General features: G+C 42.3%; 10 protein-coding genes and 3 tRNA genes. 11 read left to right on the top strand and 2 right to left on the bottom strand.

What is annotated here, in order from left to right:
- The first annotated feature begins 13 nt into the window (after window positions 1–13).
- The 3 genes from C9J42_RS19285 (at window position 14) to C9J42_RS19275 (ending at window position 333) form a co-directional block, all read left to right on the top strand.
- A tRNA-Leu gene (locus tag C9J42_RS19285) sits at window positions 14–98 on the top strand.
- A 41-nt stretch (window positions 99–139) separates the two neighbouring features.
- A tRNA-Gln gene (locus C9J42_RS19280) sits at window positions 140–214 on the top strand.
- A gap of 34 nt (window positions 215–248) precedes the next feature.
- Window positions 249–333: transfer RNA gene (locus C9J42_RS19275), tRNA-Leu, on the top strand.
- 128 nt (window positions 334–461) lie between these two features.
- Here the strand turns inward: C9J42_RS19275 and C9J42_RS19270 are convergent.
- Window positions 462–1,622, bottom strand: a complete 1,161-nt coding sequence (locus C9J42_RS19270) for a 2-octaprenyl-3-methyl-6-methoxy-1,4-benzoquinol hydroxylase (protein WP_107205380.1) — start codon at window positions 1,620–1,622, stop codon at window positions 462–464.
- A gap of 162 nt (window positions 1,623–1,784) precedes the next feature.
- Between C9J42_RS19270 and mtgA the strand changes: the two genes are divergently transcribed.
- From mtgA to C9J42_RS19235, 7 genes are all read left to right on the top strand, one after another.
- On the top strand, window positions 1,785–2,504 hold the full coding sequence (gene mtgA / locus C9J42_RS19265) for a monofunctional biosynthetic peptidoglycan transglycosylase (RefSeq protein ID WP_107205379.1): 720 nt from the start codon (window positions 1,785–1,787) through the stop codon (window positions 2,502–2,504).
- Window positions 2,505–2,664: 160 nt separating this feature from the next.
- Window positions 2,665–4,092: a tRNA (N6-isopentenyl adenosine(37)-C2)-methylthiotransferase MiaB gene (gene miaB / locus C9J42_RS19260; RefSeq protein ID WP_107205378.1), complete on the top strand. Its 1,428-nt coding sequence runs from the start codon at window positions 2,665–2,667 to the stop codon at window positions 4,090–4,092.
- A gap of 107 nt (window positions 4,093–4,199) precedes the next feature.
- Window positions 4,200–5,297, top strand: coding sequence for a PhoH family protein (locus tag C9J42_RS19255; RefSeq protein ID WP_107205377.1), 1,098 nt, complete (start codon window positions 4,200–4,202; stop codon window positions 5,295–5,297).
- Window positions 5,297–5,761 (top strand): rRNA maturation RNase YbeY, encoded by a 465-nt coding sequence (gene ybeY / locus C9J42_RS19250; protein WP_107205376.1) that lies wholly within the window; start codon window positions 5,297–5,299, stop codon window positions 5,759–5,761. The genes C9J42_RS19255 and ybeY overlap by 1 nt, the downstream gene beginning before the upstream one ends.
- 87 nt (window positions 5,762–5,848) lie before the next feature.
- Window positions 5,849–6,721: a CNNM family magnesium/cobalt transport protein CorC gene (corC, locus tag C9J42_RS19245; protein WP_107205375.1), complete on the top strand. Its 873-nt coding sequence runs from the start codon at window positions 5,849–5,851 to the stop codon at window positions 6,719–6,721.
- A 3-nt stretch (window positions 6,722–6,724) separates the two neighbouring features.
- Window positions 6,725–8,278: an apolipoprotein N-acyltransferase gene (gene lnt, locus C9J42_RS19240; RefSeq protein ID WP_107291343.1), complete on the top strand. Its 1,554-nt coding sequence runs from the start codon at window positions 6,725–6,727 to the stop codon at window positions 8,276–8,278.
- Window positions 8,279–8,436: 158 nt separating this feature from the next.
- Window positions 8,437–9,162, top strand: coding sequence for a YSC84-related protein (locus C9J42_RS19235; RefSeq protein WP_107205373.1), 726 nt, complete (start codon window positions 8,437–8,439; stop codon window positions 9,160–9,162).
- Window positions 9,163–9,253: 91 nt separating this feature from the next.
- Here the strand turns inward: C9J42_RS19235 and C9J42_RS19230 are convergent, their stop codons facing one another.
- Window positions 9,254–9,736: a zinc ribbon-containing protein gene (locus C9J42_RS19230; RefSeq protein ID WP_107205372.1), complete on the bottom strand. Its 483-nt coding sequence runs from the start codon at window positions 9,734–9,736 to the stop codon at window positions 9,254–9,256.
- Between the two features lie 171 nt (window positions 9,737–9,907).
- Between C9J42_RS19230 and leuS the strand changes: the two genes are divergently transcribed.
- Entirely contained in the window at window positions 9,908–12,481 is a 2,574-nt protein-coding gene (leuS, locus tag C9J42_RS19225) for a leucine--tRNA ligase (protein WP_107294883.1), read from the top strand.
- Window positions 12,482–12,511 lie beyond the last annotated feature (30 nt).

Genomic DNA, 12,511 nt, shown 5'->3' with positions numbered 1-12,511 from the left:
TAACTGACAATATGCGGAAGTGGCGGAATTGGTAGACGCACCAGATTTAGGTTCTGGCGCCGCAAGGTGTGAGAGTTCAAGTCTCTCCTTCCGCACCATTCTCTCTAGTTTGTGAAAGTCTTGTGTAAACAAGCGCTGTAGGTCTATCGCCAAGCGGTAAGGCAGCGGCTTTTGATGCCGCCATTCCCTGGTTCGAATCCAGGTAGACCTGCCATTATTTAAGATTGATTGTCTCGACGATTAATCATGCGGAAGTGGCGGAATTGGTAGACGCACCAGATTTAGGTTCTGGCGCCGCAAGGTGTGAGAGTTCAAGTCTCTCCTTCCGCACCATACACTAGAAACCCACTCTTTGAGTGGGTTTTCTTTTATCTAGCGATATATTATTAGATAAAGAAAAAGCCGATAGATCATGTCTCTCGGCTTTCTGCATTTCGTTATAAAAATAGCAAAATCTTTAACTAAAGACCCATCGCGTATTTCAATACTTGTTTTTTAATGCCGCCAGCCCCATCAGCTAAACGAAGTCCTGCATTACGAATAAACTTTAATGGCGTGATGTTATTACTAAATGTCACATAGAAAAAATCCATCCCTGTTTGCATTATAAGGTTATCAGGACGACGACGACGTTGGTACTTATCAAGTACCGAACTTTCCGCCCAATGCTCACCTGCCGCTTCTATTTCTTGAAGTAAAACATCAACATCTTTAAAGCCAAGATTCACACCTTGGCCTGCTAATGGATTAATCGTATGAGCAGCATCACCTAATAAAACGACATTTGGCTTGTAATAGGTTTGTGCGTGACGACGCGTTAATGGAAAAGATCCATGATCAACCACACTGAACTCACCAAGCTCTTCAGGAAAAACGGCAGAGATCTCTGCATGCAACTGTTCGGTAGTCATATGTGATAGGCGTCGAATACGTTCAGGGCTGTCATACCATACTAATGAACCTTGATGTCCTGGCAACGGTAAGAATGAACGAGGGCCTGCTGGCGTAAACTGCTGCCAAGTAATATCTTGTTGCGGCAATGCTGTTTCTATATTAATGAGCATGCAGTGTTGACGGTAATCCCACGCAGTAATACCAATACCGGCTTGTTGGCGTACTTGAGAATTAGCACCATCGGCACCAATTAATAATCGACACTGTAGCTGTTGAGTATTTTCTAGCTCAACGATATAGCCATTTTCAATCGATGTTGTTGAAACCATTTTTGATGGGCAATATAACGTCAAGTTCTCGATATTGTCGAATTGCTGCCAAAGCGCAAGTTGCAACAGGCGATTTTCAACAATATAGCCTAGTTGATCTAATCCCATATCATCAGCATTAAAGCGTGTACGACATTCTGGATTTTCCCATGTTTCCAATCGTTTAAAAGGACACAAACGCATGTTGAGCACCTCATTCCATGCGCCTAACCGATCTAATAATGCAACGGAATGAGGAGAAATTGCGGAAACACGTAAATCCATCGGTTGTGTGTTTGCAAAAGGTCGAGGGGCAAAGCCTTCTAATACAGCAACATCTAAACCTAACTTCGCTAAGCCAAGCGCGGTTGCAGCCCCAACCATACCGCCACCCGCAACGATGACATCATACTGCTTCATTATTTACCTACCTATTACGTTCAGGCTCATTATTTGGTTATAATCCAATAAACCATCATAGTAACTCGAATTGTATAAAAAATTTTAATATATAAGGAATGTCACTAAGATAAACATTCTTTTATTGTGCAATCACTTTGATAATCAGGAAACAGTCTTACCATGCTAAAACGTTTTTTTACTAAATTTCTTTTATTTGTACTTTTGTTTCCTATATTTCTCGTGATTATTTTTAAGTTTATTAATCCACCATTTTGGGGATGGGAGATTAGCCGAACACTATTTCCACCTCAAGGTTACCCTGCGCACACTCAACATCAGTGGGTTAATTTAGATGAAATATCAAAAAATATGCAGTTAGCGGTGATTGCTTCAGAAGATCAAACCTTTCCTGAGCATCACGGCATTGACATACAAGCGACACTGTCAGTGTTAAGACACGAAGGTAAAAATGGGCCTGTACGTGGAGCCAGTACGATTAGCCAGCAAGCGGCTAAAAATATGTTTCTATTCCCAATTCACTCATATATTCGTAAAGGTATCGAATTATACTTCTCTTTATTGATGGAAATAGTTTGGGGAAAAGAACGTATTCTTGAAGTTTACCTAAATATTATTGAATTCGGTCCTGGTATTTATGGTGTAGAAGCAGCAAGTGAACACTTTTTCCATATACCTGCCAGCCAACTAAGTATCCAACAGGCTGCACAGCTTGCTGCGGTATTACCAAACCCATATAAGATAAAAGCATCACCAATGAGTAATTACGTCTATCAACGTACTCTATGGATCCGCCGTCAAATGCACCAACTTGGTATGGTAACGCTCGATAAAGTCTATAATGAACAATCACTTTTTAAATCATTCCATCTTTACCCATAGCTTGGAATAAACCCACAATTTATTCAGGGTGGTGATGATCTGGTCAGAGCGAGTTTAAAGCAGTACAATACGCGGCTTGCTACAGGCGATGACTATCATGTCCCCTGTCAGCCCGTAATCTGAATGTAATGAAATCAACACTACGAGCGAAGAGTTAGAGATGGCGAAGAAACTGCTGATCAAAACCTGGGGCTGCCAGATGAACGAATACGATTCATCTAAAATGGCAGATCTTCTTAATGCAGCTAATGGCTTTGAGTTAACCGAAATCCCAGAAGAAGCAGATGTTGTGCTACTTAACACCTGCTCGATCCGTGAGAAGGCACAAGAGAAAGTTTTCCATCAGCTAGGGCGTTGGAAAAAATTAAAAGATAATAAGCCTGATCTTGTGATCGGTGTCGGTGGTTGTGTAGCCACGCAAGAAGGTGACTCGATTCGTAAACGTGCACCGTATGTTGACGTAATCTTTGGTCCGCAAACACTGCACCGTTTGCCAGAGATGATTAAGCGTTCACAATCAAATGAAAAAACCGTTATGGATATCTCCTTCCCTGAAGTTGAGAAATTCGATAGCTTGCCTGAGCCTCGTGCTGAAGGCGCAACAGCATTTGTATCTATTATGGAAGGTTGTTCTAAATACTGTACTTACTGCGTAGTACCTTATACTCGCGGTGAAGAAGTGAGCCGTCCACTAGATGATGTACTGTTTGAAATTGCACAACTTGCAGAACAAGGCGTTCGTGAAGTCAATCTACTTGGACAAAACGTAAATGCTTATCGTGGTCCAATGCACGATGGAGAACTAGCAAGCTTTGCCGAGTTACTGCGTTTAGTCGCTGCGATTGATGGTATTGACCGTATTCGTTACACAACTAGTCATCCTATTGAATTTACTGATGACATTATTGATGTGTACAAAGATACACCAGAATTAGTGAACTACTTACACTTACCAGTACAAAGTGGTTCAGATCGTATTCTGACGATGATGAAACGCCCTCATACGGCAATAGAGTACAAATCTAAGATTCGTAAATTGCGTAAAGTTCGCCCAGATATCACAATGAGCTCAGACTTTATCGTCGCGTTCCCTGGTGAAACGGATCAAGATTTCGAAGATACGATGAAGTTAATTCGTGAAATCGACTTTGATATTAGTTACAGCTTTATCTTCTCTCCACGTCCAGGTACACCAGCAGCTGATTACCCTTGTGATTTGTCTGAAGAAGTGAAGAAAGAACGTTTATACGCACTACAGCAACAGCTAAACAGCCAAGCAATGCGACATGCGCGTCAAATGTTAGGTACAGAACAACGTATCCTTGTTGAAGGTCCTTCACGTAAAAACGTGATGGAACTGCGTGGCCGTACTGAAAACAACCGAATCGTAAACTTTGAAGGTTCTGCTGATTTAATTGGTCAATTCGTCGATGTGAAAATTGTTGATGTATTTACCAACTCCCTACGTGGCGAATTAGTACGTACTGAAGCAGAAATGGATCTACGTGTTGCAATGTCACCATCTGAAATGATGGCAAAAACACGTAAAGAAAATGAATTGGGTGTAGGCGTATTTACACCAGAGTAAACCGTTAGCTCTTGCTCTACATTGGTAGGCATGTACGTTTTACCTGAGTACGTCTCCTGCCCTGAACCTATGGCCGTCATCATGGCGGCCTTAATGAGAGGCAAACCTTGAGCAAAATAATTACTGTAGAATTTCAACTAGAGCCGGCTGATAACCAACGTTTATCTAGTCTTTGTGGCCCTTTCGACGATAATATCAAACAATTAGAACGTCGATTAGGGGTTGAAATTAATCACCGTAGCAATAACTTTAGCGTAGTTGGAAAAAACTATTCCGTAGAGGCTGCGACAAATATCATCAAAGATCTCTACGTTGATACGGCGCCAGTTCGTAACGTTATTCCTGATATCGAACCAGATCAAATCCACCTTGCGATCAAAGAATCTGGCATATTAGAGCAAACAACAGAATCTTCTATCCCATACGGTAAAGAAATTCACATCAAAACCAAAAAAGGTGTAATTAAACCGCGTACCCCTAACCAAGCGCAATATATTGCTAATATGGTAACGCATGATATTACCTTTGGTATTGGTCCTGCTGGTACTGGTAAGACTTACCTTGCGGTTGCTGCTGCCGTTGATGCATTAGAACGTCAAGAGATCCGTCGTATTCTATTAACACGTCCAGCAGTAGAAGCTGGGGAAAAGTTAGGTTTCCTTCCTGGCGATCTAAGCCAAAAAGTCGATCCTTACTTACGGCCTCTCTATGATGCGCTATTTGAAATGTTAGGTTTCGAGCGTGTTGAAAAATTAATTGAACGAAATGTGATTGAAGTTGCCCCATTAGCATATATGCGTGGACGTACCCTTAATGATGCATTTATTATCCTAGATGAAAGCCAGAACACCACGGTGGAACAGATGAAAATGTTCCTTACTCGTATTGGTTTTAATTCTCGTGCCGTGATCACAGGTGATGTGACGCAAATTGACCTACCTCGTGGTGCACGTTCAGGGCTACGTCATGCTATTGAAGTATTGTCTGAAGTTGATGAGATCAGCTTTAATTTCTTCTTAGCCGATGATGTCGTTCGACATCCTGTGGTAGCACGTATTGTTCAAGCTTACGAAGTATGGGAAAGCGAAGACCAAAAACAACGTAAGCTTGCAGAGCAACGCCGTCGAGCAGAGCAGGAAGCAAAAGAAGCGGCATTAGTTGCCGTCGCTACTGCGGCAAAGATAGAATCAGAAAAGAGTAATTAATGGCTATTTACCTCGATTTACAACACGCCACTGAGAGCCTGGACGGGTTACCGACAGAAGCTGAGTTTCAACAGTGGTTAAATGCAGCCGTTATCCCTTTTCAAGCTGATGCAGAAGTCACGATCCGTTTAGTTGATGAAAAAGAGAGCCATGCACTAAATCTCGAGTACCGTGGTAAAGATCGTCCAACAAATGTGTTATCTTTCCCATTTGAAGCGCCTCCTGGCATGGAATTGGAACTGCTTGGCGATTTAATTATTTGTCGTCAAGTTGTAGAAAAAGAAGCCGTTGAACAAAATAAGCCCCTAAAAGCACACTGGGCACATATGGTTGTACATGGCAGTCTCCATCTGCTAGGTTATGATCATATTGAAGATGAAGAAGCTGAAGAAATGGAAAATTTGGAAACAGAGATCATGCAAAACATGGGATTTGTTGACCCTTATATTTCTGAGAAGCTGTAATCATTTATATCGCGATTCATCCAACGATGAATCGCATTTCCGTGGCATCGTCCACTTAGCTGACAAGCTATTTGCTGAAAGTAAATAATGAACGAAGATAACTCTCCAACATCTGAAGGTCCGAGTAGAAAGTCCTTCTTTGAACGTATTGGCCAACTATTTCAAGGTGATCCACAAAACCGTGAAGAATTGGTTGAAGTTTTTCGAGATTCAGAAGAAAACGATCTAATCGACCATGACACTCGCGATATGCTTGAGGGTGTTATGGAAATTTCTGAAATGCGTGTTCGTGACATCATGATCCCACGTTCGCAAATGATCACGATTGAACGTTCTCAGAAGTTAGAAGATCTGATTGATTTAATTGTTGAAGCCCAACACTCTCGTTACCCAGTTATCAGTGATGATAAAGACCACGTAGAAGGTATCTTACTTGCTAAAGATCTCCTGCGTTATCTGCTTCCTGATAGCGAGCCTTTTGATATGGATAAAGTGCTGCGTCCCGCCGTTGTGGTGCCGGAAAGTAAGCGCGTTGACCGACTATTAAAAGAGTTCCGTGAAGAACGTTACCACATGGCTATTGTGGTTGATGAGTTTGGTGGTGTTTCAGGCGTTATCACCATTGAAGATATTCTTGAACAAATCGTTGGCGAAATTGAAGATGAATTCGATGACGAGGAAGAGCAAGATGTCCGTCAGTTAAGTAAACATACTTTTGCGGTAAAAGCACTGACAACCATTGAAGATTTCAATGAACTATTCCAAACCTCATTCTGTGATGAAGAAGTCGATACTGTCGGCGGACTTGTGATGATGAACTTTGGTCACCTACCAACACGTGGTGAAGTTGTTGAAGTTAATGGTTACTCGTTTAAAGTGACTTCTGCCGATAACCGTCGTGTTATCCAGTTACAAGTAACGGTACCTGACGAAGCATTTCAACCGACTATTACTTCTTAAAGAATGACAAAAAAATCATTATTATCGTGGGGACAGCTGCTTGCAGCTGTACCTGCGGGTGCAATTGCAACACTTTCTTTTGCACCTTATAACTACTGGCTTCTCGCGCCATTATCTCTCATCGCTTTTTTCTTTTTACTCCAACATAAAACAGCCAAACGTTCAGCCCTAATCGGTTTTCTTTACGGTTTAGGTATGTTTGGTACTGGCATCAGCTGGGTACACGTGAGTATAGATAACTTTGGTGGTATGCCAAAGATTGCAAGTGTCTTCTTAATGACACTGCTGATCAGCTACTTAGCACTATACCCTGCGTTATATGGCTATCTCTACAATCGCTTTAATCGTACTCGCCCTTTCCACCAGCTACTGTTAACAGGCCCTGTGATCTGGTTAATTTTAGACTGGATACGTGGTTGGCTATTTACCGGCTTCCCATGGTTATGGATGGGTTACAGCCAAATTGATACTCCCTTGGCTGCTATTGCGCCAATCTTCGGCGTTGAGGGTATTACCCTTGCCTTAGTGCTTATTTCCGGTGCGATTGTTGCTGCGATAACCTACCGTAATTGGAAACCATTACTGATCCCTATTGTCATTATTGGTTTGTCTTTATGGGCAGGAAAAGCACAATGGGTGAAACCTGATCATAAACACAGCGTGTCTGTCGCTTTAATTCAAGGCAATATTCCTCAAGACCAAAAATGGCTACCGAGCCAACGTTGGCCAACCTTGATGAAATATATGGATCTCACCCGTGAAAACTGGGGATCCGACCTTATTATTTGGCCTGAAGCTGCAATCCCTGCACTCGAAGCACATATTCCTGTTTTTTTACAAGGCTTAGATAATGCAGCCCGTGCCCATAACAGTACAGTGATCACCGGTATTCTTGATCAAAAACCTGATGGTCAGTTCTTCAATAATATCTTAACTCTCGGTGTGGATGCTGATGGTCCGTATAACTACGACACAGCAACACGATACAGTAAGCATCACTTACTCCCATTTGGTGAGTTTGTGCCGTTTGGCAATTTATTGCGCCCTATTGCACCGTTGTTTAACTTGCCAATGTCATCATTTAGCCGTGGTGCTTATATACAACCGAATATTCAAGCCCATGGCTATTCAATAGCACCTGCATTATGTTATGAAGTGGCATTTAGTGAGCAAATGCGTGAGAACATAACCAAGCACACGGAAATGCTACTAACGCTTTCTAATGACGCATGGTTTGGTCACTCTATTGGTCCTTTCCAACATATGGAAATAGCCCAAATGCGCGCATTAGAATTGGGGAAACCACTCTTACGTGCAACTAATACAGGTATTACAGCGGTCGTTGATTATAAGGGGATGATCACTAAAAAATTACCTCAGTTTGTCACTGGAGTACTAAAAGCAACGGTGATCCCAACGATAGGTATGACACCTTATACTACCATGGGTAGTTGGCCTTTATATTTCTATAGCTTCTGGGCTTTCGCGTTATCTTGGATCCTTATCCGCCGTCAACGTGGACATTTCCGTGACACAAGGCAATTAGAAACAGAATAAGATACTCAAAAAGGTGAAGCTTTAAACTTCACCTTTTTTTTCAGCTCATGGTATGTTGAGTTGAATAACAAAATAAATATAGAAAGAACACTTAATAATGAGAACCTATGATTCGTAAGGCTTCCCTTGGTACTTACGCAACCCACAAGGATCGGATAATGAAAGCGATACATAAACTATTTGTAACCTTATGTGCCTGTGCCGTAATGCTGAGTTCAACGTCTGTGTTTGCACAAGATAGCGATACAAAAATCGCATTAGATCATTTTTACCAATCACCGCAAACACAACCTTTCTTTAACTCAGCCTATGGCTATGCGGTTTTTCCATCTGTCGGTAAAGGTGGCTTCTGGGTTGGTGGTGCTTATGGTAAGGGCGTTGTCTTTAAAGCGAATAAAGCCACTGGATTTGCAAAACTATTTCAAGTTTCTATTGGCTTACAATTCGGGGGGCAAGCTTACAGCGAGATTCTGTTTTTCCAAGACAAACGTGCTTATGACAATTTCGTCAGCGGCAGCTTTGAGCTAGATGCCCAAGCATCAGCAGTAGCCATAGATGAAGGCGCATCTGCAAAAGCGGGAACCGCGGGTGCCGGTGCTGGCTCTAATGGTAACTATGCAACAAAAAGTTACATCAATGGCGTAGCCATTTTCACCAAAACGAAAGGCGGTGCCATGGTTGAAGCATCACTGGCTGGACAAAAGTTCACTTTCGAGCCGATGACAGAAGCAACGCGAAAAGTAAAAGGTTACGATAACGATGTTCCCCAAGGGCTTCAGCAGCCAGCAAAACAGAAACAGCAAAAACCAGCAGCAACGTTAACTCAACCCCAAGATGATTCTGCTGTTGTGGTTGATACTATCGAGCGCCCTGACGATTTTTAACGCCTAAGCGTCATGACTTATTCTAAAATAAAAAACGCAGCCTATTCGCTGCGTTTTTATTTTTTACATTAATCCCCTATACATACGAAGATTAAGGCTCTAAAGGCTGACGATTAAACTCTACGCAACCGCACTTAATGCATGGCTCAATACGAGTCACATGCGTAATGGTTTGTTGATGACCACATTTTTCACAAACTAAATGTCCAAGTCCAACCAGCTCACCTGCGCGATACACTCCTTTATGTTTAATATCATCCATCACCTCAATCCACTCTAATTGTGTTTTGTCTGTGATCTCAGCAAGGTGTCGCCATACTGTTTCACTTACTAACTTATAGAATGGACTTTCTTTAAACGGTTCAGGGCTATTTTTCACTTCATCACTGAATGTTTTTAAATCACTTTTTAAATATGCTTCGATCAGTGCAAGTTCATCTTTGGTCATATCGCTGGCGGCTTTACCATACAGTTCAGTCGTCTCAATAAACTTCTTAAGCTCGTGTGGGCTATTCTTTAATGTCTCTGTTACTTTTTCTAATAGTGCTTCGTAATGTGCTTTTTGCTGAGTCATGATGTTTCTCCTTAGCCTATATTGACTAAAAGCGTGCTGAAATACCGCCAAATAGAAGATTAAAGGTACCGAATTGCCTTCAGCTATTGTTGACACCTTTACCTTTGGTTATTCTATGTCGATTAATTTTAATGTGTTTATATTAAACTCACAAAATCCCGGATGTCATCGATGCAAGAACAATATCGTCCACAGGACATTGAACAAAAAGTTCAAGAACATTGGGACAACAAAAAAACATTTGTTGTTAGTGAAGACCCTAATAAAGAAAAATTCTATTGTCTGTCCATGTTCCCGTACCCTAGTGGTCGACTGCACATGGGTCACGTGCGTAACTACACTATCGGTGATGTTATCTCTCGCTACCAGCGCTTACAAGGTAAAAATGTAATGCAGCCAATCGGCTGGGATGCATTTGGTCTACCTGCTGAAAATGCGGCAGTAAAAAATAAGACAGCCCCTGCACCATGGACTTACGAAAACATTGAGTACATGAAAAACCAGCTTAAGCTATTAGGCTTTGGTTATGATTGGAACCGTGAATTCGCAACGTGTACGCCAGAGTACTACCGTTGGGAACAAGAGTTTTTCACTAAGCTTTACAATAAAGGCCTAGTTTATAAGAAGACTTCATCTGTTAACTGGTGTCCTAACGACCAAACTGTACTTGCTAACGAGCAGGTTGAAGATGGTTGTTGTTGGCGTTGTGATACACCTGTTGAGCAAAAAGAGATCCCACAATGGTTCATTAAGATCACTGAGTACGCGCAAGAGCTACTTGACGATCTTGACAACCTTGATGGCTGGCCTGAAATGGTTAAAACCATGCAGCGCAACTGGATTGGTCGCTCTGAAGGTGTTGAACTAACATTTAACGTTAAAGGTCAAGACGATCTAGAAGTTTATACTACCCGTCCTGATACCCTTATGGGGGTTACATTTGTCAGCATTGCTGCAGGCCACCCGCTTGCTGCAAAAGCGGCTGAAAATAACCCTGCGCTTGCCGATTTCATTCACGAATGCCGCAATAACAAAGTTGCAGAAGCCGATCTTGCAACGATGGAAAAGAAAGGCATGGATACAGGCTTAACAGCTATCCACCCACTAGATGGTCGTGAAGTACCAGTTTACGTTGCAAACTTTGTACTGATGGATTACGGCACAGGTGCGGTAATGGCAGTACCTGCGCATGATCAGCGTGACTTTGAATTTGCAACAAAATACAACATCGACATCATGGCGGTTATCAAGCCTGAAGATGGTAGCGATGCTGACATTTCTGAGGCGGCATACACAGAAAAAGGTGTACTGTTTAATTCAGGTGAATTCGATGGCCTTAACTTCCAACAAGCGTTCGATGCAATTGCAACGAAACTTGAAGCTGAAGGCAAAGGTAAAAAGACAGTTAACTTCCGTCTACGTGACTGGGGCGTTTCTCGTCAACGTTACTGGGGTGCGCCAATCCCAATGGTCACAACTGAAGATGGCGAAGTTCACCCAGTACCTGCAGATCAACTACCCGTGATCTTGCCTGAAGATGTGGTAATGGATGGCGTAACGAGTCCAATCAAAGCGGATAAAGAGTGGGCAAAAACTACCTTTAACGGTGAACCAGCACTTCGTGAAACAGATACATTCGATACTTTCATGGAATCGTCTTGGTACTACGCGCGTTACTGTTCGCCACAAGCTGACGATATTCTAGATCCAGAAAAAGCGAACTACTGGCTACCTGTTGATCAATACATCGGTGGTATTGAACACGCATGTATGCACCTACTGTACTCTCGCTTCTTCCACAAATTGCTACGTGATGCAGGCTACGTAACGTCTGACGAGCCATTCAAACAATTACTATGTCAAGGCATGGTACTGGCTGACGCATTCTTCTATACCACAGAGAAAGGCGGTAAAGAGTGGGTTGCACCAACAGATGTAACTGTTGAACGTGACGGTAAAGGTCGTATCACGTCTGCTGTTGACTCTCAAGGTCACAACGTTGAACACTCAGGCATGATCAAAATGTCTAAGTCTAAGAACAACGGTATCGACCCTCAAGAAATGGTAGATAAGTACGGTGCTGATACCGTTCGTCTATTCATGATGTTTGCATCACCTGCCGACATGACACTTGAATGGCAAGAATCAGGCGTTGAAGGCGCTAACCGTTTCCTTAAGCGTGTTTGGAAACTCGTACGTGAACATACAGCGAAAGGCGCAGCTGAAGCAGTTGATACAGCAGCACTAACTGCAGATCAAAAAGCACTTCGTCGTGATATTCACAAAACCATTGCAAAAGTAAGTGATGATATTGGTCGTCGTCAGACATTCAACACTGCAATTGCTGCTATCATGGAGCTGATGAATAAGCTGGCTAAAGCCTCTCAAGAATCAGTTCAAGATCGCGCAATTCTTGATGAAGCACTAAAAGCAATTGTTACTATGCTTTACCCTATCACGCCACATATCTGTTTCGAAATGTGGGCGGCACTGGGCGAAACTGATATTGATAATGCGCTATGGCCACAAGCTGACGAAAAAGCATTAGTTGAAGATGAGAAGCTGATCATTGTTCAAGTTAACGGTAAGCTTCGTGCTAAGTTAACAGTTGCAGCAGATACAACAAAAGAACAAGTTGAAGAATTTGGTCTAAACGATGAGAACGTCATTAAGTTCACTGATGGTTTAACGATCCGTAAAGTCATTTACGTACCGGGTAAACTGCTTAACATTGTTGCTAGCTAATTAGGTTATTTTCTCTGTTAGTGCATCTAG

Source organism: Photobacterium sp. GB-56, from assembly GCF_003026105.1.
Classification (GTDB): Bacteria; Pseudomonadota; Gammaproteobacteria; order Enterobacterales; family Vibrionaceae; genus Photobacterium.
Note: the sequence above shows the minus strand (reverse complement) of the source record. Positions and strands in the feature narration are given on the sequence as shown.